Below are 22,393 nucleotides of genomic sequence, written 5' to 3' on the forward strand. Positions count from 1 at the left end.
TTCTTCAAAAATAATTTATTGATTGCTGTGCTTCACTGGCCCTGTAAAACACAGATTCGTTTGTTTTCTCAATCCCCACAAAAACAACATAATTCATTTGGCAGAAAACTGCTACATCAATTTTTTTAAAATAATTAACAGATTAGAATAACTATTAATTAAGAAGATAAGATCAATAGGGTATCACGGATAAAATAATTTCATTTAACTTCAAAAATAAGTGAACATTTGCAGAAAAAATGCTCAAATCATTCGTCATATTTCACTACGGATGTACAAAAAAAGAACCACACGATAAGGTGTGGTTCTTGAAAAAACGAATTATTCAGCAGCAACTTTGCGTTTCTTCGCTGCTTTTTCACGTTCTGATTTGTTTAGAATTTGTTTACGTAGACGAATTGATTCTGGTGTAACTTCACAGAATTCATCGTCATTCAAGAATTCTAATGATTCTTCTAAGGTTAAGATACGAGGTTTCTTGATAACAGACGTTTGGTCTTTGTTTGCTGAACGAACGTTTGTCATTTGTTTAGCTTTAGTAATATTGACACCTAAGTCTTTATCACGGCTGTTTTCACCAACGATCATACCTTCATACACTTCTGTACCTGGTTCAACAAAGACTGTTCCGCGTTCTTCAACACTCATAATAGAGTACATTGTAGCTTTTCCGTTATCAACAGACACTAACGCGCCATTACGACGTCCGCCGATCACACCTTGGATCATTGGAAGATATTGATCAAACGTATGGTTCATGATCCCGTATCCGCGAGTCATTGATAGGAATTCAGTAGTGAAACCGATCAATCCACGAGCTGGAGCTAAGAAAACTAAACGGATTTGACCATTTCCAGAATGGATCATGTCTTGCATTTCTGCTTTACGTTGTCCTAAGGCTTCGATTACGCTGCCCATGTATTCTTCAGGTGTGTCGATTTGAACACGTTCAAACGGTTCGCATTTCACGCCATCAACGATTCTTTCGATAACTTCTGGACGAGAAACTTGTAATTCATAGCCTTCTCGACGCATGTTTTCAATCAAAATTGATAAATGCAATTCGCCACGGCCTGAAACAGTCCACGCATCAGGAGAATCTGTATTTTCAACACGAAGAGAAACGTCGGTGTGCAATTCTGACATCAAACGTTCTTCGATTTTACGTGATGTTACATATTTTCCTTCACGGCCAGCAAATGGTGAGTTATTAACTAGGAAAGTCATTTGTAACGTTGGTTCATCAATATGCAAGATTGGCAATGCTTCTTGATTATCAACTGGTGTTACTGTTTCACCAACGAAAATGTCTTCCATACCAGAAACGGCAATCAAATCGCCGGCTTTTGCTTCTTGAACTTCCAAACGTTGCAAGCCGAAGAAACCAAAGATTTTTGTTACACGGAAGTTTTTAATCGAACCATCAAGCTTCATAACCGAAACTTGGTCGCCGACTTTCATTTTTCCGCGGAAGATACGGCCGATACCGATACGACCAACATAATCATTATAATCTAATAACGATACTTGGAATTGTAGAGGCTCGTCGCTGTTATCAACTGGAGCTGGGATTTTTTCAATGATTGTATCGAAAACAGGAGCCATTGTTGCTTGTTGTTCCGCAGGATCGTCGGACAAGCTAGATGTTCCGTTGATTGCTGATGCATAAATAACTGGGAAATCCAATTGTTCATCATCCGCACCCAATTCGATGAATAATTCTAATACTTCATCAACAACTTCTTCTGGACGTGCAGAAGGCTTGTCAATTTTATTCACTACAACGATGGGTGTTAAATGTTGTTCTAATGCTTTTTTCAATACGAAACGTGTTTGCGGCATCGTTCCTTCGTAAGCATCTACGACTAACAATACACCATCAACCATTTTCATGATACGTTCCACTTCACCACCGAAATCGGCATGTCCTGGTGTGTCCATGATGTTGATTTTGTAGTCTTTATAGTTAACAGCGGTATTTTTCGCTAAGATCGTGATTCCACGTTCCTTTTCTAATGCATTCGAATCCATTGCCCGTTCTTGTAAATTAACGTGGCTATCAAGGGTATCAGATTGCTTAAGCATTTCATCTACTAATGTGGTTTTACCATGGTCGACGTGGGCAATGATTGCCACGTTGCGGATATCTTTTCTGTAATTCAATTTTAATTGCTCCTTTTCTTGTAACGCGAGACTCACTCGATTGACAATTATAACAGAAAATCAGTAAGAGTGTTAGTAAAACATTTTCATTCTTTCAGAAAAAGTATTTTTCTTAATGATTGGCTTTACTAATTGCTTGAATTTCCGCCATTGCAGCCTGGGTTGCCCCAATAAAAAATTCTCGACCTTTGAAGCTCAGAGGCTGCTGATTTTCTCCTATAACAGTCATTCCCAGCTGTTCCATCATGATCGTGCCGGCGGCGTAATCCCACGGACTCAACATGCTGACATAGCCAATCTGCGTCCCTTTAAGAATCGCCACGAAATCCAACCCCGCACAGCCTAACACACGGATGCCCATCGATGTTTGCCCGATTTCCTGCGCATGAAATAAATCCTTGCGATAAAGCGCGGCGTTCATACCAATCAAGCCCTCGCTTAACGACTTATTTTCTGGCGCTGAGAGCTCTTCCTTATTATTGTAAACTTTACCAACTTTCGGGCCGCCCCAGAGAAGTTCATCGCGCATAACATCATAGATGAAGCCTAATTGCCCGACGCCCTCTTCGTAAACTGCGATCATGATACAAAAATTCTCTTGCTGCATCACAAAGTTCAGTGTTCCGTCGATTGGATCGATGACAAAAACACGTCCCTTATCGATAGGCGTATCATCTTGTCCGTTCTCCTCACCTAAAATCAGCGCTTTTGGATCATAATCGTGTATTTTTTTGACGATAAAATCCTGTACTTCTTTATCAACATTTGTCACTAGGTCCGTCCGTCCATTTTTTTGATCAACTTTCAGCGCATCCCCTAGACCCGATTTGACTTTTTCCGCCGCTTCATAGATCCAACCAATAATTTCTTTTTCCATCCTGATCTCTCCCAACTCGTAGTATAGAATGTATCATTCTCATAAAGATATGTCCGCTCACCATGTATGTATCGCATTCTGCTTACATTTTAAAACGCTTTGATGTTGCTGCTTTCGCTTTTTGTAAGGTATGATAGATCGAATAACCGCTGACGTTCTGAAAATCACGTCCGATTCGTTTTTCCTCACCGATACTTTTCACGACGGTTTTAAATTTTTTATAGCCAGCCAAAAAAGCCTCTTTTTCGACCCCTGTCTCATTTGCTGCTTCGACTAAGTTAAAAAAATTAATGACTGTACCAATTTCCTCATGTGTCCAATCCTCATCAATTGGGTAACCATAGTTTGCCACTGTTCCACACTCCATTCGAAAATAGTTTACCATAGAATAGTACGGGCTTTAATTAAAGTCGCTTTTAGTTTGAATGACGATTTGATTGGTAACCCGTTTTGTCTTGTTCCGTAATTTTTCTCAATACTCGGCAAGGATTACCAACCGCGATCACATCGGCCGGAATGCTTTTAGTCAAAACGCTTCCTGAGCCGATAATCGTATTCTCTCCGATTGTCACACCTTGATTGATCGTAACATTAGCACCGACCCAGACATTATCCTTGATCACAACATTCTTAGAATAACAGCCGCCTGCTTTGCGCTCCGCAGAATACGTCGCATGATTGGTCGTAAAAATTCCTACTCGCGGACCGAATAGAACATCATTTCCTATAATGATCTCACCGCCATCTAATAAAATACAATCAAAGTTGGCGTAAAAACGATCGCCAAGGTGAATATTCTTTCCAAATTCACAACGAAAGTCTTGTTCGAAAAACGGATCTTCTCCAACCGAACCTAAAAGCTTTTGCAATATTTCCTTTCGCTTCTGTTCGTCTTTTCCATATAAGGCATTATATTCTGTTGTCGCATTCACTGCCTGCTTTCTAGTTTTCGTAAAAACTTCGGAAAGATCGTCGTACATTTTTCCAGATCTAGAAACGTCAAAACCTAATAACTCATTCATATTATATACTCCTCATTTATTGTGCTTGCTTAGCCTGTGCTAAGGTTGATTGATAAATAATATTTAGTCGGTTGCCATAATTCAAATACCCGCAGTCCTCGACAAATATCTCGATGATTCGCTCGCATTGCCGCTGGCCTTTTGGGTCGTGTTTTTTAATCAATAACAACCCATAGACAAATTTCGCGTATAGATCATGATGAAAATACTTCAAGTCACGATTCGGTGTCAAATTGTTCAGGTACTCCAACAAAATTTTTTCTCCAGAGGCCAATTTATTCTCCTCAATCAAATAGCGGGCTAAATGAAGCACGGCATCATAGCGCCACTTTCGCACTTCATAACTGCCGTGATGCTGCTTAACTAATTTTTGGGCGTAATAATACGCCTCCTCTGGTTTAAATAAGTCCCCATTATAAGTCAGCAAAAAGAATTCAAATCTTCCCCACGTTTCCGTTTCTCTTAAATAATCAGCCATTGGCGTTAAATCAACCGTGTAACTGGGCAGAAAAATATAATTATAGAATCGTTTGCCAATGAGCGCAGCAAATAAGAAACGTTTTTCATTCGTTTGTTGATACAACTGCTCTTGTTTTTCAACAAATTTTTTCAATGAGAAAGAATTGCCGGCATGATACGCTTGATCAATCTCTTCTTCAATTGCGTACAGCCAAACATCCAAGCTTTCATCAATTTCAAAAACAAATTCATCAATTGTGGTGTTCAATCGATTTAACAACTGAACCAAGTTTGAAAAACGGATATCGCCATTTTCACGTTCGTACTTACGTAAGAATTGCGGGGTCACAATTCCGTCAGATGTATTGGCAATTGTCTGATTCTTCTTTTCTCTGATTTCTTGAAAGTATTTTCCCGTCACTGTTTTCATCTCCTTTAACGAAACTTTTGTTTCTATTGCTTTAGAATACCATGAAAAAACAATGGGAAAATCAGAAAATTGAAAAGATTGTTTCGAAAAATCGAATTTCTCTCCTAGCAGACTATACTTTAGTTAAAAGTCAAAGGAGTAGGGAAATGAAAAATCTAAGTCTATCGCAGCAATATCTTTTGTTTACTATGAATCGCCAAGGAAAAATTTCTTCAGTCAATTATTATGTTGGGATGTGCCTAGTCATGGCGGGATTGCTTGATTTACAGGCAGCCGGTGTCATTGAGCTTGAGCAAAAAGAAATTATTGTTCTGACCGACGAACTTCCAGCAGAATTAGAGTATTTGGATTGTCTCCTAAACAAAATTATGCAGTTGAAGAAAAAAAGGATCGAAAAAATCGCCAATGCTTATGGAGCTACTTTCTTCGAAAAGGATTTAAAACAATTAGTTGCTCAGATTCGCGGCTCATTAATTCAACTCCGTGAAATCAGAGTTGAAGGCACGACAAGTTATTTGGCCAAAGAAAATACGATCGCTAAACTAGTCGCCCGTCTGGAAAACTTAAATGCACTCGACAACGATGGATTGACGTTAGCGATTTTGCTAAAAAAATCTTCCTATTTGAAAAAATATATTGATAAGGAAGACCGCAAAGAACTTGAAGCGAAAATCAAAGCAGCAAAGAATGATCCTGTTTCTAAGCAGACACAACTCATGATTTCCCAACTTGACTGGTTAGTTGGGGCTTTAGTAGTCGTGACGGCCTGATAGTCAATAGAAAATCCTCCTTCCTTTTTCGGGTGAAAATTGGAAGGAGGATTCTTTATGTCAATGTGGCAATTCTATTTTTTCATGGGACAGCGAAATTGCATTTGCCTCTTTCATATTAAATGCCGATAAACGGAAAGAAAGTTTAAATTCTTCAAAAGTCGTGCGATATTTTTCTAATTGCCATTGACCGCATGAATAGCTTCCTAAGGCATTTTGCTTATAGTCGATATTTACAACCACATAGGCCCGTTCAGTTAGGTCACAAGTATGTTTTGCAGCATCTAGATCACATTCCTCATAATAAGAAGTACTGAAGTTAAAACTGCCGGTCGTCGAAGCAAACAATCCTTGGCCGCGATCGTCCGTAAATGCCGCCCATCGAGTATCCATCCTATTCCCATTTGCTTGGGGAACAACATAGTTGGTAAACATATTCTCCACCGTTGAACTATAGACACCCAGATATCCAGCTTCTTTTGAATCAGCATAGTTTTCTCGCGGCCCGCGCCCTAGGTATTTCACTTGATCCAAGTCTTTATTTACATGCATAGATACACCTAAGCGCGGCAGCATGTTTGGTGCTGTATCGATTTTTCCGCTAGGGCTACCTTCTAAATTAAACAGGATATCTCCACTGCCGCAGATAGTATAGGTATAAGTACACTTATAGTGCCAAGCGCTATTTGTCGTAGAATTGATTGTTTTGACCACGATTTGAACCGATTGATCACGGTCTTTCCATTCGAAAGAATTCACGATTTCATGCTCCAAATGAAGGAAGTGCTCTTTCTTCATTTCATCAATGATTTCCATGTCATTGCTGATCGGCGCACGCCACATCGTAAATTTTGGACCTCTTTCAATAATTGTTTGACCATCACGAATTAACTGTTTAAGAGTTCCTCTGACCGTGTCAAAAGTCACAGAAAAGTTTGAACCTAAAATCGTTACATTGGTTTCAGATTCTTTGACTTGCAATTTCCCTCTAGGATCAACCTTGATTCCAGCCGTATTTAGCGGAAGTTCGTAATTTGCGGAGGCTAGTTCATATCCTTTTGGCGCACAAGAAGTGGTATTCCTCAATTGATAAGATAGATTTAAGAAGTAGCTCGCACCCGGTTTAGGAGCAAAATCCAAATGATAAGGAAGCTTCAGTTTTGCCGATTCACGAGCTGGAATTGACGGCAGCGGCAGCGTCCCATCCTCTATTATTGTTTCATCCTCGACAATCGAATAATACAAATCAAATATTTGCAGATTTTGGAAATCATAGCGGCTCAGCAACTTGATCTCACCTTTGTGTAGGTCGATAGCCGTCGTCAATATCGGTTCAATCACCTTTTTATACTCGTATAAACTTGGCGAAGGTGTCCGATCAGGCATCAACAGCCCGTCAATACAAAAATCTTTGTTGGAAGGGTCATCCCCAAAGTCGCCGCCATAGCGATAATACTTTTCACCTTCTTCGGTATACGATTCAATCCCATGGTCAAACCACTCCCAAATGAAGCCGCCTTGCAGCTTATCGTGGGCGTAAAAGAGGTCCTGATATTCTTTTAAGTTTCCTGGTCCATTTCCCATCGCGTGGCCATATTCGCATAAAATATGCGGTTTTTTCGACTCTACAATGACTGTTTCCATCAATGGCTTCTTCGTAGGATGCTCCAGCCAGGTATACATGGTCGAATACACATCCGCTGCTTCCACTTCAAAGTCGCCTTCATAGTGAACTAGGCGGGAAGCATCCATTTCTTTCGCGATCTCGGTCATTTTGACAAAGTTGCAGCCAAAGGCAGATTCATTTCCTAATGACCAAAATAGAATAGACGGATGATTTTTATCCCGTTCGATCATTCTGATCATTCGTGAAACATAGGCGGTTTCCCACTCTGGATCATTACTGATCCAATCATATTTGCCAGTTAGTTCGAAGCCGTGGCACTCCAAATCTGTTTCATCGATTACATACATCCCGTATTCGTCACATAAGTCATAAAGGTAATAAGAAGCCGGATAATGACTGGTTCGAACAGCATTGATGTTGAACTGTTTCATCAAGATAATATCTTTTTCAATTTCCGCTTTTGAAACAACTCGACCATTTCTAGGATTGTAATCATGGCGATTGACTCCTTTCAATTTGATCGCCACACCATTGACCAAGAAGACTTCACCAGCTAATCGAATATTTCTGAAACCGACTTTTTGAGGAATAACTTCTATCAGCTTTTCTGCTTCATAAACGGAGATCAACAGTTGATATAGCTTCGGCGTTTCTGCTGTCCAGCGGGCAACATCAGGGATTTCTAAATGTAGACTGTTCTGCCCGTTTGCTACATCTTGGCTTACCACCTGTTCACCAGACGGATCAGTCAGTTCCACCTTAACATATTTTCCCTTTGGTTCACGGAGCTTGAATGACAAATCAAGCAGACCATTTTTGTATTCGTCATCTAAATCAGCGACCACAGTAAAATCGTTGATTCCGGCATAAGGAACACCAAGTAATTCCACATCTCTAAAGATTCCGCTGAGCCACCACATATCTTGATCCTCTAAATACGTCCCATCAGACCACTGATAAACTCGCACCGTCAAATCATTTGCAGCGTCTTCCTGAACCAAATCGGTAATATCAAACTCCGCTTCATTTCTAGCGCCCTTACTATAGCCGACTTCTTGTCCATTCACCCAAACATGAAAGGCGGAATCCACACCGCAAAAACGTAAAATCACTTTCTTGTCTTTAAAGCTTTCATCGACGGTAAATTGCCGCTTATATATCCCGGTCGGATTTTCCGTTGGAACATACGGCGGATTAATCGGAAAGTTGTACCATAAATCAGAATAATGCATTTTGCCGTAACCTTGAACCTGCCAATTTCCAGGCACTTTAATATCAAACATCTCTTCCGTGTTAAAATCTGGTGCATAGAAGTTGCTGGGACTGTATTCAGGTGCGTCCAACAGTAAAAACTTCCAAATCCCGTTCAGATTTTTAAACGCATGTGTGTATTTATTTTCATTTAGCGCTGCTTTCTCTTTTGTAGGGAAAGTTAAAAAATGTGCTCGTGGTTCTAAGCGATTGATATGATCTAATTGATAGTTTTCCCAAATTTTCATTTACCCGTCACCTCTACATTTGTCTCTTTATCAAGAACAGATTTTCTTTCATAGCGATTCCAACAAATCCAAGCGAAGCCCATAAATACCACTAATCCAACAACGTTATATAAAAGCATTCCGATCGGACTTGCCTCACCAGCCGGCAGCGTTCCATTCATTTCAGCCATGATCAGCTGTGGATCCGGAACTGTAGACATAAAGAAAACGAAAATGAAAATCAGCAGTAAAACAATTCCTGCAAATATTCCAAACGACCGGCTGCCGAATCGGAAGCTGCGAGGCATGGAATCTTTTTTCAAACGCAAGCCGATGTACGCAACTAATAAAAACAATACTGGCAGCAAAGATGTAGACGCTGTCATGTTGATCAATGTTGAAAGAAAGCTGTCCATGTTGCCGATGCCTAATGCTGGAATGATCAGCAGCATCGTAACGATAACACCTTGTACGACTAAAGCATTTGTAGGATTTCCTTCTTCATTGGTTTTAACTAACCACTTTCCAAAGACACCTTCTGGAATTTCAGAGAAGAAGACCTTAACAGGTGCCGCAGTCCACAGAGCTAATGATCCTAAACTGCCGATAAATAAGATCAAGCCGACGAGTCGAACCATCACACCGCTCGGAATATTAAAATGCGAACCTAAGATTTTAAAAATATCAAAAATACCATTTGAAAAATTTCCCTTTAGAACTTCTGTCGGTACAACAAAACCAACCGCTACAGCACCTAATACATACATAATTCCAACGACAACAGTTGCGCCAATCATCGTACGGACAAATGTGCTGTTTCCACCCTTGACGTCCTTAATGTACACGCCAATACTCTCACCGCCGCCTACAGCCTGCAAAATCCAAGCCATCGTCATGAAAAAGGTCCAGTTGAAACTCGGTTTGATCGATTGCATTGTGAAATCCTGTGCCGGTTCTTTACCAAAGCCAAAAACAACGATAAAGGCTAATACAACAAAGGCCACTCCCATGAACAAACGAGCGCTCCCAGCAAAACTTGTAACCTTTGAAATCCAAGACACGCCTTTGATGCAGACCCAGGTCATTAGCCAAAATAGCAAAATTGAAATTCCGGCGATAATAATCGTGCTGTTTCCGCCTTGAAAAACATTGGTGCCGCCAAAAGCATAGGATCCGTAAATCAAAGTGTTCGGCAATAACGAACAAAAGAAAAATAGATTAACAAAGAAATAAGACCAAGCACCTAAGAAGGCCCATTTTTCACCCAGAACAGATTGCAGCCAACTATGAACTCCCGATTCCTTTCCTGAATTGGCAGAAGCAAATTCCGCGATCATCAAAATAAAAGGTAAAAAATAAAAGATAGTACCAAACAAATACCCGGGAATTGTTGCCAGCCCAATTTGGATACTATTGTTGACAATGCTGGGGAAAGCGAATACTGCCGAAAAAGTCATCAGCATTAAGGCAATCGATCCCAAACGCTGCCTCGAATTAGAATTTTCCATCTCAAACATCCTTTCAATATTTATTTACACTTTGATTTTATAGCGCTTTCATGGTATAAAAAATAAGAAATGTTTCCAAATACTTGTAAAGATGTTGCCTCTTAATAATTACTTGTCGAGGAGGAATTTGATGTACAGCTCATTAGCAAAAGAAATCAGTATCTTAACCAACAATGACAAATTAAGTTCAGAGTTCCATATTTGCGAAGTTGGTTATGAAAAATGTCGCTCAACCAAGCCTACGGAGTACGCTCCGATCAATTATTGGGTGCTTCATTATTGTGTCGCTGGGGAAGGTTTTTTCTCAACTCCCTTTTTTCCAGAGAGAAAAATTACTGCGGGAGATTTTTTTATTATTCCATCAAATTGTAAAAATGTTTATTATCCAAATCGTGACAATCCATGGCAGTACAGATGGGTTGGTTTTTCTGGTGATTTAGCCGCCGATTATTTTTCCAAATTGAAGTTGGATAAACATAATTGTGTTATCGGTAACGCCTTTGATCATAGAATAGACGTTCTTTTTCAAGATATCTATGACGAATTCAAAAGAGACAATCTTTTTCGTACAATCGCCTCCTCATTTAATCTGTTTGACACGATCGACCAGATCAATTTGAAGACAAATCATCTGTCACAGAGCGAAAATCTATTTAAAACCATTCTGAATTACATCGACGATAACATGTCTGAAAATCTCAGTGTCAATCAAATTTCAAAATTCAGCAACATTGATCGAACCTATCTTTATAAGCTATTTCAATCCTACAAAGGAATAGGACCTAGTGAATATATCCAAGAATTAAAGCTGCAAAAAGCTTGTTCTCTGTTGCGAAAAAGTTCATTGAGTATCACCGAAATAGCTTATGAAACCGGCTTTTCTTCTTCCTCTTATTTTTCAAAATTTTTTAATGCCAAGTTGGGTATCTCCCCTTCCAACTATCGCAAACAATTTATCATTAATTGATTCGTTTCATCCAGAAGACAAAAAAAGCACTAAGATCAACGTCGATCTTAGTGCTTTTGAGTTTATTAAATATGGATTGGCAAACCTAAAGCCAATTCAGAAGCGTCCATCACGATTTCACCTAAAGATGGATGCGGATGAATCGTTAAAGCAATATCCTCAGCATTCATTCCTGATTCAATCGCTAAAGCAAGTTCAGAAACCATATCACTTGCTCCTACACCAGCGATTTGTCCGCCGATGATCACGTTGTCTTCCACCGTTGTAACTAAACGGATGAAGCCTTCTGTCTTGCCTAATGATAACGCACGACCATTACCTGAGAATGGAAATTTGAAGGCTTTCGCTTCGATTCCTGCCTCTTTGGCTTCTTTGATTGTCATACCAACAGTCGCTAATTCTGGATCAGTAAAGGCAACTGCAGGCATCGCTTTGTAATCAACGGCAACCTTCTTACCAGAGATTGCTTCTGCAGCTATTTTTGCCTCATAGCTGGCTTTGTGAGCCAAAGCAGCGCCTGGAACGATATCGCCGATCGCGTAAATGCTTGGTACATTTGTACGTCCTTGTTTGTCGACTGAGATCAAACCGCGATCAGTCATTTCAACACCGGCTTGTTCCAAGCCCATGTCATTTGTGTTTGGACGACGACCAACCGTTACCATTACGTAATCAGCATCGATTGTTTCTTCTTTACCGTCAACTTCATAACGAACCGTTACGCTGTCGCCATTATCGACTGCTTCACGAGCCATCGCAGAAGTAACAACCTTGATGCCCTTTTGTTTGAAGTCTTTCTCAACAAGCTGCACCATATCTTTTTCGTAGGTTGGCAAGATTTGAGGCGTACCTTCAATAATCGTTACTTCAGCACCGAGGTTCGCATACGCGCTTCCTAGTTCGGCACCGATTACACCGCCGCCAATGATCACGAATTTTTCTGGTACTTCTTGTAATGCTAATCCGCCAGTCGAATCTAATACGCGTCCGCCAAATTTAAAGCCAGGAATCTCGATTGGGCGAGAACCTGTTGCGACGATCGCATTATTGAACGAGTAAGTTTGTGCTGAATCAGGGTGAATTACCCGTAAGTTTTTATCATCAACGAAGAAAGCTTCGCCTTCAATGATTTCTACTTTGTGTTTCTTCAGCAAGAATTTTACTCCTGAGGTTAATTTATTAACCACTTCGTTTTCTTTCCATTCTTGTGTTTTTGCAAAATCTAATTTTACATTTTCACTGGTAACACCAAACATAGTTGAGTCACGTGAATCATGCAAATGATGTCCAGCAGAAATCAACGCTTTTGACGGTACACAGCCGACGTTTAAACAAACGCCGCCAATGTATTCCCGTTCGATGATTGCCACTTTTTGTCCCATTTCAGCGGCGCGGATGGCGGCAACATAGCCGCCAGGTCCAGCACCGATTACAACTGTATCTAATTCAATGGCAAAATCTCCAACTACCATGATTTTATCATCCTTCCATTAATAATAATTCTGGATCAGCCAATAAACGTTTAATATTGTTCATGGCTTTTTGCGCTGTCGCGCCATCAACGATGCGATGGTCGAAGCTTAATGAAAGTTTCATTACACGGCCAACCGCTAATTCGCCTTCGTCGTTGACGATCGGTTGTTGCGCGATCGTTCCAACACCAAGGATTGCTACTTCAGGGTAGTTGATAACTGGTGTAAACCAGCCACCGCCTACAGAACCGATATTTGAAATCGTGATCGTACCATTACGCATATCGTCTCCTGATAATTTGCCATCATGTGCCAAGGCAGCTTTTTCGTTGATTTCATCAGCGATCTTGAACATACCTTTTGTATCCGCGTTTTTAACGTTTGGTACATACAAGCCATGGTCTGTATCTGTTGCGATACCGATGTTGTAGTAATTCTTATAAACGATTTCTTGAGCTGCGTCATCGATTGATGCGTTCAAGACTGGGTATTTCTTAACAGTAGCAGTTAAAGCCTTAACTACATATGGCAAGAATGTCAATTTCGTACCGTTATCCAAAGCAACTTGTTTGAATTTCTTACGGTGATCCCAAAGTTTAGAAACTTCTACTTCATCATGCAGCGTTACATGTGGTGCTGTATGTTTGCTGTTGACCATTGCTTTCGCGATGGCTTTACGTGTTGGCGTTAATTTCTCGCGTGTTTCCATTTCGCCCATGTTTGAGCTAAATGGTTGCGCTGGTTTTTCAGCCTTCGCTGGTGTGCTTGCTGCTGAAGCGGATGTTTCAGTTGATTTCTCTTCTGATTTCGCTGGTGCAGCTTGTCCGCCGCCAGAAACAAATGCGTCGATATCTTCTTTAACGATCCGTCCGCCTTTACCTGTGGCCGTCACTTGACTGATATCAACATCTTTTTCACGTGCATATTGACGTACAGATGGCATCGCTAGAACACGTTTATCTGGATTGCTTGATTCAACAACAGAAGAAGCGCCTTTTGCTTCAGCATTTGGTGCTTCCGCTGGAGCTGCTGATTCAGTTGAAGCTGCGCTAGAATCGTTATGTCCGGGTGCGTCGATTTCTACCAAAACATCACCGACATTGGCAACAGTGCCTTCGTCAACGATAATTTTTTTGATCGTACCAGTTACTGGAGATGGAATTTCTTCCACTGATTTATCGTTTTGGACTTCTAATAGCGTATCGTCTTCTTCGATCGTGTCGCCAGCTTTTACAAACCACTTAACGATTTCGCCTTCCGCAATTCCTTCACCGATATCCGGTAATTTGAATTGGAAGACACCGCCAGCATTAGAATTGCTGCTTTCGCTTTCTACTGTTGGTTCTGCTGCGGGTGCTTCTGGTGTTTGCGATTCTGCTGCAACGCCAGAGTCTCCTTCGTTATCCTCGTGTCCGGGTGCATCGATTTCTACTAAGACATCACCGACATTGGCAACAGTGCCTTCGTCAACGATAATTTTTTTAACGGTTCCTGTTACTGGAGATGGAATCTCTTCCACTGATTTATCATTTTGGACTTCTAATAATGTGTCGTCCTCATTAATTGTATCACCGGCCTTAACGAACCATTTGACGATCTCGCCTTCTGCGATACCTTCACCGATGTCCGGTAATTTAAATTGGTAAGCCATGTTTTTTTCGCTCCTTACTGATGTAATTATCTTTTCAACTATTGAAAAAATAAATGGAATTGTCGTGTCGTATATCATCCGACTTTTAACAGTTCCATTCTATATTGAACTGCTAAAAGTTGGACGAACCTCTTTTTCGATTAAAATGCTGCGATTTCTTTTACTTTTGCTTCGATATCTGCTGCGTTTGGCAACCAGATACCTTCTGCTTGTCCAAATGGGAAAATCGTATCTGGAGCAGAAACTCGTCCGATTGGTGCTTCTAATGAAAGAACAGCCCGTTCAGAGATTTCTGAAACGACTTGTGCAGAAACGCCCGCTTGTTTTTGCGCTTCTTGAACAACGACCACACGACCAGTTTTTTCAACTGATTTAATGATAGTTTCAACATCAAGCGGTGCAACGGTGCGCAAGTCAATAATTTCAGCGTTGATATTTTCTTTCGCTAAGTTGTCTGCAGCCTTAATCGCTTCACGTACCATCGCGCCGTAGGTAATGATCGAAACATCAGAACCCTCTTTAGTAACAGCAGCTTTGTCTAATGGTACTTCATAGATTCCTTCTGGCACTTCCTCACGGAAAGAACGATAAAGCTTCATGTGCTCTAAGAATACAACTGGATCATTGTTGCGAATTGACGCAATCAAGAGACCTTTTGCATCGTATGGATTTGATGGAATGACCACGCGTAAGCCTGGTGATTGCGCCATTAATCCTTCTAAGTTATCTGAGTGGAGTTCTGGTGTGTGAACACCGCCTCCGAATGGTGCGCGGATCGTGATTGGCAGATTTCGTGTACCGCCCATGCGGTAACGAGTACGAGCCATTTGTCCGACGATTTCGTCCATCGCTTCAAATACAAAACCAAAGAATTGAATTTCAGGAACGGGACGGAAGCCTTGCAAGGCTAAACCAAAACCAAGTCCGGCGATGCCAGATTCAGCTAGTGGTGTATCGAAAACTTGATCTTCGCCGAATTTTTCTTGAAGACCTTCAGTCGCACGGAAAACCCCGCCGTTTTTACCAACGTCTTCACCGAAAACTAAAACTTCTTTATCTTTTTCAAGCATCAGAGCTAAGGCATCTGTAATTGCTTGGATCATTGTTTTTTGTGCCATGATTATTTCGACTCCTTCGCTTCATAGAATTCAATTTGTTCTTTGATATTTTGTGGTTGAACTTCATACATATTTTTCAAGAAATCAGAAACCTTTTGTTTTGGAACACGGTCAGCATCTGTAATTGCTTGTTTAATTTCATCTTTTGTTGCTTCAATTACTTTTTCTTCTTGTTCTTCTGACCATAAGCCTTTTTCCGTCAAATACTTACGGAAGCGAACCAAAGGATCTTTCTTTGTCCATTCGTCATCCATTTCTTTTGAACGGTAACGGGTTGGATCATCACCAGATAATGTATGCGGACCATAACGATAAGTTAATGTTTCAATCAATACTGGACCATTGCCGTTAGCTGCCCATTCACGTGCTTTCTTAGAAACGTAATAGACCGCCAATGGATCCATACCGTCGACCTGGATACCAGGAATTCCAGCAGCAACTGATTTTTGCGCCAATGTTTTAGCGGCTGTTTGTTTTTCACGCGGAGTCGAAATAGCAAAGCCATTGTTTTGAATGTAGAATACAGCGTTTGCATGATACGCACCGGCAAAGTTGATTGCTTCATAGAAGTCACCCTGAGATGAACCGCCATCGCCAGTATAAGTGAAGACAACATTTTTGCTGTCACGTTTTTTTAGTCCTAAAGCAACACCGGCAGCTTGAACATATTGAGCACCGATAATGATTTGAGGAGGTAAAGCCTGTAAATCAGCGGGATAGTTATTCCCAGCAACGTGACCACGCGACCATAAAAAGGCCTCAGCTAAAGGTAAGCCGTGTTTGATCAATTGTGGAACATCACGATATCCTGGTAATAGTACGTCTTCTTTCTCAAATGCAAAATGACTAGCTAATTGGCTGGCTTCTTGTCCAGCAGTTGGCGCGAAGAATCCTAATCGTCCTTGACGATTCAATGCAGTTGAGCGTTGGTCTAATACTCTTGACCAAACCATTGAAGTCATCAATTCAACAAGTTCTTCATCAGATAAATCAGGAACTAAATTTTCATTTACAATTTTTCCGTCCTCATCCAGCGCTTGGTACACGGGAAAATCCGCGTTTACATCTTTTAGTAAGGCTTCAAAATCAATCGTTAACTCTTTTTCTGCCATGGTGTCACACTTTCCTCTCTTAAGTAAATTAAGTCTTGTTATCAGTGCAACAGCAAGTCAATCTGTATTATTGCTATTGCCCCTTCCTCTCTAAATTAGCATTTTTGTATTCAATTGACAACAAACTTGCTCACCGATTATGAACGAATTGAAGCGTTTCACTTTTTCTCCTTGTGAAATCACATGCAGCCTGCTTACGATATCAAAATCCCGTTAATTAGATTGCGGAAGTTGAATATCTTTGATTTTTTTAAATTTGCCATTATTTCGGTCATTAAAGTGTAGAAAGAGTATTAAAAAGAAGACGGATACAACTTCTGATTTTAAATAATTGTTGTGATTTTTCACAAAAAAAGAAACAGAATGCCAGTACAGGCCATTCTGTTATAGTTCAGATCCATTCTTTTGCAATTTTTATATAGATTACTTTTCCTAACTGTGTTGCCAGCATATAAACAACGACGATCCCTACATACCATAACCAGTAGCTGCTTGGAAGATGTACAAAATCAAATTGTTCCGCAATAGGCGTTACGACTACAATGATACCTACTACTACAGCCATTAACAGACTAATAAAGACTTGTGGTGCTGGACGGCTTTGGATAAATGGAATTTTCTTTGTACGAACCATCAGAACCACTAACGCTTGCGTCGTTAACCCGATCATAAACCAGCCTGTTTGGAATAAGTTTTGTGAAGCGATCGTATTTGCTCCAAAAACGAACCACATCACTAAGAATGTAATAATATCAAAGACCGAGCTGATCGGTCCAATACACACAGTAAATTTCAATAATCCCTTTGTTTCCCACTTCGTCGGCACATGCAGTTCTTCTTCATCGACATTGTCCCATGGGATCGTCAATTGAGCGATGTCATAGATCAGATTTTGCAAGAGCAATTGAATAGACAGCATAGGTAGAAATGGCAGAAAGGCACTGGCAACTAAGATCGAGAACACATTTCCAAAGTTTGAGCTGATCGTAATCTTGATATACTTCATCATATTGCTGAAAACTCGGCGGCCTTCAATTACACCGTTTTCTAAGACAGCTAAACTTTTCTCCAGCAAGATGATCGAGCTGGCATCCTTCGTAATATCCGCTGCTGTATCGACCGAAATTCCCACATCGGCTTTTCTTAGTGCCGGAGCATCATTAATACCATCACCCATGAATCCTACGGTATGTCCTTTATCCTGAAGCGATTCAATAATGCGTGATTTTTGCATAGGATTTAATTTGGCAAATAAATTGATGCTTTCGGCTGCTCTGTACAACTCATCATCCGACATTTCATCGACTTGATTTCCTAATAAATAGTCTTCTGCCGGAATACCAACATCTTGACATACTTTTTGTGCCACGATGGCATTGTCACCAGTCAAAACCTTCACTGTCACACCATGTTGCTGTAATGATTTGATTGCTGGTTTTGCAGACGCTTTGGCCGGATCAAGGAAACCCATAAATCCAATCAACGTCATATCTTTTTCATCATCAGTCGAGTAAATAGCTTCATCATGGGCATCTCGACGAACCGCTACGGTAATTACTCGCATTCCTTGACGATTCATTTTTTCATTCACCGTTTGTAATTGTTGGCGAATCTCCGGCGTTAACTCCATAATCTCTCCGTTGATCTCAACATATTTACAAATCGTTGACATTTCTTCGACCGCACCTTTTGTGATCATCAATTGATGTTCGTCTGTTTTCATTACAACAGTCAAACGACGGCGAGAGAAATCGAATGGAATTTCGTCGATTTTTTGAACAGATTGATACGGTAGTTTCCGATCTTGTTCTTCAAAATAATTAATTACTGCAATATCCATTAAATTCTTCCAACCAGTTTGATAAGTCGAATTCATAAAGGCTAAGTCAAGTACTTGTTCATTTTCATTTCCTAATGGATCGAGATGCTGGACTAAGACCACCCGATCTTCTGTAATTGTTCCTGTTTTATCGGTACACAGCACATCCATACTGCCTAAATTTTGAATTGACGCCAATTCCTTCACGATAACTTTGTGTTTTGATAAGGTCAACGCGCCTTTGGCTAAGTTGGAACTCACGATCATTGGCAGCATTTCAGGAGTTAGCCCCACAGCCACAGCGATTGCAAAGAAAAATGCACTGCTCCAATCTCCCTTTGTCAGTCCATTGATTAAGAAGACTAATGGAAATAAGACCATGACCATTCGTAATAATAGTTTGCTGACTCTTGCTAAGCCAATATCAAATGAGGTTTTCCCGCGTTTTGAAGTGGCATTTTTTGCGATGTCGCCAAAGAATGTTTGTTGTCCCGTTTTCAGAATAATAGCTTTACCTTGACCACTTAATACATCGGTTCCCATAAAAACCAGATTTGTTAAATCCAATGCCGTCATTTCATCTGTTAATTTCTTATCTTGATCAAGATATTTTTCAACGGGCATTGATTCTCCCGTTAACGATGATTGGTTAACGAAAAGATCCTTCGTCCAAATCAATACGGCATCTGCTGGAATCATATCGCCAGTCGCTAACGTCAAAATGTCACCAGGTACAACTTCATCCATCGGAATTTCCTTTGTTTCACCATTCCGCGTGATTGCTGCCGTATTTTCGATCATTTCTTTTAATTCAATACTCGCTTTTTGTGAACGATATTCCTGAATAAAAGTAATCAACACACTGGCTAATATCATGATTGTCATTACGACTGCCGCTTCAAGATCATTCGTCAATACAGAAACAATGGCTAATAGTGCTAAAACATAAACGAATGGATCATTGAATGCTTGTAAAAATAATAGAATTCCAGGTGTAGGTTTTTGTGCTGAAACTTCGTTTGGCCCGTATTCCTCCAAACGGCTTTGTGCATCTTCTTCCGATAACCCTTGCAATGATGTTCGCAAGTTTAAAAATAAATCCCGATCAGATAGAATCGCCAGCTTTTTCAGTTCTTGATCTTTGCTGATCTTGCGAGCAAGAAGGTTTTTTTTGTTCATCATAGTAGTTCCCCCTAAAATTTAAGGCAACACAAGCCGCCCTTTTATATTTTCTCTTCGGTCGACTATCTTCATAATCCATCTTCCTCACATCCTTTCAATTATCAGGGAAATCACTGGCAGCTAACTCCGATTAAGAGCTCTTTTTTTCAAAAACGGAAAAACAGGAGTGTCTTCACCATTCATACGATTCAACTAAACAATTCTCAAAAATCGCCTTAAGTCCATTCTATTCGCTTTAGTTTCAAATAAACGGCAAAAAAACGCGCGCTCGAAAATGAGCACGCGCGAAAAATTCATTCATGTTCATCGTCGAGCTTTAGCACTATAGGGCGTAGACAGATTTGTCAGCTACGTTATGAATCACCTTCACGATGATCCCTGTTCTACCCATTGGCGTCTCTCGACATTTTTGGGCAGTAGCCTGTGTCCATATAGGAGCCTCACCTAACAATTATTCTTATTTACATCCTTACTATATGTCACTTATCTTTCAGTGTCAAACTTAAGATTGAAAAAACTTGTTTTGTTTCAGAAATTCATCAACTTTCTTGTTGGGCGTATTGCTAAAGTAGTCAGCAAATTTTTTACTCCAAAGTTTTGTTTCACGAGCCTCGGCAAACTTTTCCATCGTATCGTCATATTCCTCAATCGAAGAATAATCATAATCCTTGTACGTATCATAATGAATCACCGTCTGATCTGGCAATCGCGGTTTGACCCGCATTTCCACATTTGGTTTGCCAATACTTAAACCGGCAACAGGCAGAACATAATCCGGCAATCTTAACAGTTCGCTGACTTCTGCGACATCTTTCCGAATTGTCCCAACAACAACTGAGCCCAATCCTAAAGCTTCAGTCGCGATCACAGCATTTTCCAACGCTAAAGCAGTATCAGTGACGGCTGTAATCAACGGGTCCAGACCTTCGCCTATACGGTAGTCCATCTCATAATGATCTGCGACCTTTTGCGTTCTTTTTAAGTCTGCCACAAAAACTAAGAAAACCGAACTGTGCAGCACATGCGGGTTTCCAGGATTCATCTCAACTAGTTTCTCACGGATTTCACGATCTTTTACTACAATAATGCTGTACATTTGTCCGTTCATCCAACTTGGGGCCTGCCGACTTGCCTGCAAAATCTTTTGCAGTTGATCCTCTGATAGCTGATACGTTTCATCAAAATTGCGATAAGTCCGATGTTGCTTCATGATCTCCAACGCTTCCATTTAACTCCTCCTTAACTCCTTTGAAATTGTCTGCAGCTTCGCGAAAAATTGCTCTCGCGTTTGTTTTGTCATCCGAGTGTAATTCACTCTCATTGCCATTGTATCATTACTAAATAGAAATGCGGGGGCGATCAATAATTTTTCTCGCAGAAAAATCTCCCAATCTTTTCTCGTAAGATGTTGATGGCGCCAAGTTAAATATACATAAATACCGCCATTGATCTCAGATACCTCCCAATCATCAGCAATTGCTTCTGCTCCTTTTAAAAACGCCTGCGCCAATTGCTTTAATGTTCCAACCAACACGGCTTGATTATGTTCAAACCGCGAGTCTGTTAAGGCGGTATGAGCGATCACCTGCGGAAAAACACTGATCGAAAAATCCATCATTTGCTTTGCTTCAGATAAACGTTGAATCAGATCTTGATCAGCAACAATCCAGCCTATTTTGATCGAAGAACCAAAGATTTTCGAAAGTGATCCTAAATGAATCACCTGATGCGGTGCGAGTTCCTTCAACGAAGGCGGAATTTCGTTGAAGTTCATTTCCCTAAATACCTCATCTTCAACAATCGGCAATTGATATTTACGACTAAGATCGATCAATGCGTTTCTACGCCGATTCGACATCATTGAACCTGTCGGATTTTGGAAGGTCGGATTCAGGATGATCAATTTGATTTTCTTCGTCAGGATTAATTGTTCCAACTTGTCAATGCGCATTCCTTCGCGATCCATTTCAACTCCGTACAGTCTGATACCCGCACTCGCAAAAATCGGTAACGAGTACAAAAATGACGGGTCTTCAATCGCCACACTATCACCGCTTTGTAACATCACTTGCAATAATAAAAACATCGCCTGTTGCGCGCCTGACGTGATCAGAACTTGATTCGATGAAACCTTGATTTTTTGCTCCGTTTCAATTCGCTGACAAATGACCTGCTGCAGCGGTCGATATCCCAGCGGACTTTGTTTTCGCTCTTCTAATAGCAACTCTTCCCAAGTATAGGAAGGAAAGCGAAAATCCGGGATCAGACTCAATGGGAGTTCACCTGAATAAAGGTCAATTGCCTCTGGGTCATTTAGCAGCTGTTGAAGTTTTTCGAGAAAAGGCTCTTTCGGATGAGCTTCTTGAGTAAACAAACTGCGCCAATCGACTCGCGGCGTCGTACTGCGCCCCCAGTTTCCTTCATTAACTATTGTGCCGCTTCCTTGTCTCCGCAATACCCAGCCAAGACTGACTAATTCATCTAAAGCGTGGACAACCGTCGATCGATTCACTTGATAATAGTCCGCCAATTTTCGCTCAGCCGGTAATTTATCCCCTGGCTGCAAGGTGCCGTTTTGAATATAGTTAATGATTTGTTCAATGATCTGCTGATACACTGGTGTGGATTTTTTTTCTGTTAGTTGCCACATATTTTTCCCTCACTCATTATTGGATGATTCAAAGCTAACCCAATTATTATTGACTGTCAATTGCATGTACGAAAAAAAGCCATACCAA

Annotated in this window: 16 protein-coding genes and 1 riboswitch; of the genes, 2 read left to right on the forward strand and 14 right to left on the reverse strand. The window is 40.6% G+C overall.

Going from position 1 to position 22,393, the window contains the following annotated elements; genetic code table 11:
- Window positions 1–321 precede the first annotated feature (321 nt).
- The 5 genes from typA to PGP85_RS05230 all read right to left on the reverse strand — a co-directional run bounded on the left by typA (window position 322) and on the right by PGP85_RS05230 (window position 4,942).
- On the reverse strand, window positions 322–2,163 hold the full coding sequence (gene typA / locus PGP85_RS05210; protein WP_010739094.1) for a translational GTPase TypA: 1,842 nt from the start codon (window positions 2,161–2,163) through the stop codon (window positions 322–324).
- 112 nt (window positions 2,164–2,275) lie between these two features.
- Window positions 2,276–3,040: an inositol monophosphatase family protein gene (locus PGP85_RS05215; protein WP_010739093.1), complete on the reverse strand. Its 765-nt coding sequence runs from the start codon at window positions 3,038–3,040 to the stop codon at window positions 2,276–2,278.
- A gap of 82 nt (window positions 3,041–3,122) precedes the next feature.
- Entirely contained in the window at window positions 3,123–3,392 is a 270-nt protein-coding gene (locus PGP85_RS05220; protein WP_010739092.1) for a UPF0223 family protein, read from the reverse strand.
- Window positions 3,393–3,456: 64 nt separating this feature from the next.
- Complete coding sequence (locus PGP85_RS05225; RefSeq protein ID WP_270326418.1) at window positions 3,457–4,062, reverse strand: sugar O-acetyltransferase; 606 nt, start codon at window positions 4,060–4,062, stop codon at window positions 3,457–3,459.
- A 16-nt stretch (window positions 4,063–4,078) separates the two neighbouring features.
- On the reverse strand, window positions 4,079–4,942 hold the full coding sequence (locus tag PGP85_RS05230) for a helix-turn-helix domain-containing protein (protein ID WP_010739090.1): 864 nt from the start codon (window positions 4,940–4,942) through the stop codon (window positions 4,079–4,081).
- 155 nt (window positions 4,943–5,097) lie between these two features.
- Here PGP85_RS05230 and PGP85_RS05235 point away from each other — a divergent pair, with 155 nt between their 5' ends.
- Window positions 5,098–5,721: a GPP34 family phosphoprotein gene (locus tag PGP85_RS05235; RefSeq protein WP_010739089.1), complete on the forward strand. Its 624-nt coding sequence runs from the start codon at window positions 5,098–5,100 to the stop codon at window positions 5,719–5,721.
- 60 nt (window positions 5,722–5,781) lie between these two features.
- On the opposite strand, the gene ebgA is transcribed toward PGP85_RS05235, so the two are convergent.
- Both ebgA and PGP85_RS05245 read right to left on the reverse strand, forming a co-directional pair.
- Window positions 5,782–8,847 (reverse strand): beta-galactosidase subunit alpha, encoded by a 3,066-nt coding sequence (gene ebgA / locus PGP85_RS05240; protein WP_270326419.1) that lies wholly within the window; start codon window positions 8,845–8,847, stop codon window positions 5,782–5,784.
- Window positions 8,844–10,334: an amino acid permease gene (locus PGP85_RS05245; protein WP_010739087.1), complete on the reverse strand. Its 1,491-nt coding sequence runs from the start codon at window positions 10,332–10,334 to the stop codon at window positions 8,844–8,846. Before PGP85_RS05245 ends, ebgA begins: the two co-directional genes overlap by 4 nt.
- A 130-nt stretch (window positions 10,335–10,464) precedes the next feature.
- On the opposite strand from PGP85_RS05245, the gene PGP85_RS05250 reads away from it, so the two are divergent.
- Window positions 10,465–11,301, forward strand: a complete 837-nt coding sequence (locus PGP85_RS05250; RefSeq protein WP_010739086.1) for an AraC family transcriptional regulator — start codon at window positions 10,465–10,467, stop codon at window positions 11,299–11,301.
- 65 nt (window positions 11,302–11,366) lie between these two features.
- On the opposite strand, the gene lpdA is transcribed toward PGP85_RS05250, so the two are convergent.
- The 7 genes from lpdA to PGP85_RS05285 all read right to left on the reverse strand — a co-directional run bounded on the left by lpdA (window position 11,367) and on the right by PGP85_RS05285 (window position 22,305).
- Window positions 11,367–12,773 (reverse strand): dihydrolipoyl dehydrogenase, encoded by a 1,407-nt coding sequence (gene lpdA / locus PGP85_RS05255; RefSeq protein WP_090403397.1) that lies wholly within the window; start codon window positions 12,771–12,773, stop codon window positions 11,367–11,369.
- A 7-nt stretch (window positions 12,774–12,780) separates the two neighbouring features.
- Entirely contained in the window at window positions 12,781–14,424 is a 1,644-nt protein-coding gene (locus PGP85_RS05260) for a dihydrolipoyllysine-residue acetyltransferase (protein WP_010739084.1), read from the reverse strand.
- Between the two features lie 140 nt (window positions 14,425–14,564).
- Window positions 14,565–15,542, reverse strand: coding sequence for an alpha-ketoacid dehydrogenase subunit beta (locus tag PGP85_RS05265; protein WP_090403400.1), 978 nt, complete (start codon window positions 15,540–15,542; stop codon window positions 14,565–14,567).
- Between the two features lie 2 nt (window positions 15,543–15,544).
- A complete protein-coding gene (gene pdhA / locus PGP85_RS05270) occupies window positions 15,545–16,654 on the reverse strand; it encodes a pyruvate dehydrogenase (acetyl-transferring) E1 component subunit alpha (protein ID WP_010739082.1) in 1,110 nt (369 codons plus the stop codon).
- Between the two features lie 391 nt (window positions 16,655–17,045).
- Entirely contained in the window at window positions 17,046–19,652 is a 2,607-nt protein-coding gene (mgtA, locus tag PGP85_RS05275) for a magnesium-translocating P-type ATPase (RefSeq protein ID WP_010739081.1), read from the reverse strand.
- Window positions 19,653–19,950: 298 nt separating this feature from the next.
- Window positions 19,951–20,114: riboswitch (M-box (ykoK) riboswitch) on the reverse strand.
- Between the two features lie 43 nt (window positions 20,115–20,157).
- Window positions 20,158–20,883 carry a nitroreductase family protein gene (locus tag PGP85_RS05280; RefSeq protein WP_010739080.1) on the reverse strand — a complete coding sequence of 242 codons (726 nt, stop codon included), beginning with the start codon at window positions 20,881–20,883 and terminating at the stop codon, window positions 20,158–20,160.
- Window positions 20,884–22,305: an aminotransferase-like domain-containing protein gene (locus tag PGP85_RS05285; RefSeq protein WP_010739079.1), complete on the reverse strand. Its 1,422-nt coding sequence runs from the start codon at window positions 22,303–22,305 to the stop codon at window positions 20,884–20,886. It abuts the gene before it with no gap.
- Window positions 22,306–22,393 lie beyond the last annotated feature (88 nt).

The sequence above is a fragment of the Enterococcus malodoratus genome, from assembly GCF_027659535.1.
Taxonomy (GTDB): Bacteria; Bacillota; Bacilli; order Lactobacillales; family Enterococcaceae; genus Enterococcus_A; species Enterococcus_A malodoratus.

Excerpts from the sequence above, each read along its gene's own strand:
- PGP85_RS05215 (WP_010739093.1), bottom strand. The coding sequence starts at position 3,040 with ATGGAAAAAGAAATTATTGGTTGGATCTATGAAGCGGCGGAAAAAGTC.
- PGP85_RS05225 (WP_270326418.1), bottom strand. The coding sequence starts at position 4,062 with ATGAATGAGTTATTAGGTTTTGACGTTTCTAGATCTGGAAAAATGTAC.
- PGP85_RS05235 (WP_010739089.1), top strand. The coding sequence starts at position 5,098 with ATGAAAAATCTAAGTCTATCGCAGCAATATCTTTTGTTTACTATGAAT.
- ebgA (WP_270326419.1), bottom strand. The coding sequence starts at position 8,847 with ATGAAAATTTGGGAAAACTATCAATTAGATCATATCAATCGCTTAGAA.
- PGP85_RS05245 (WP_010739087.1), bottom strand. The coding sequence starts at position 10,334 with ATGGAAAATTCTAATTCGAGGCAGCGTTTGGGATCGATTGCCTTAATG.
- PGP85_RS05250 (WP_010739086.1), top strand. The coding sequence starts at position 10,465 with ATGTACAGCTCATTAGCAAAAGAAATCAGTATCTTAACCAACAATGAC.
- lpdA (WP_090403397.1), bottom strand. The coding sequence starts at position 12,773 with ATGGTAGTTGGAGATTTTGCCATTGAATTAGATACAGTTGTAATCGGT.
- PGP85_RS05260 (WP_010739084.1), bottom strand. The coding sequence starts at position 14,424 with ATGGCTTACCAATTTAAATTACCGGACATCGGTGAAGGTATCGCAGAA.
- PGP85_RS05265 (WP_090403400.1), bottom strand. The coding sequence starts at position 15,542 with ATGGCACAAAAAACAATGATCCAAGCAATTACAGATGCCTTAGCTCTG.
- pdhA (WP_010739082.1), bottom strand. The coding sequence starts at position 16,654 with ATGGCAGAAAAAGAGTTAACGATTGATTTTGAAGCCTTACTAAAAGAT.
- mgtA (WP_010739081.1), bottom strand. The coding sequence starts at position 19,652 with ATGAACAAAAAAAACCTTCTTGCTCGCAAGATCAGCAAAGATCAAGAA.
- PGP85_RS05280 (WP_010739080.1), bottom strand. The coding sequence starts at position 20,883 with ATGGAAGCGTTGGAGATCATGAAGCAACATCGGACTTATCGCAATTTT.
- PGP85_RS05285 (WP_010739079.1), bottom strand. The coding sequence starts at position 22,305 with ATGTGGCAACTAACAGAAAAAAAATCCACACCAGTGTATCAGCAGATC.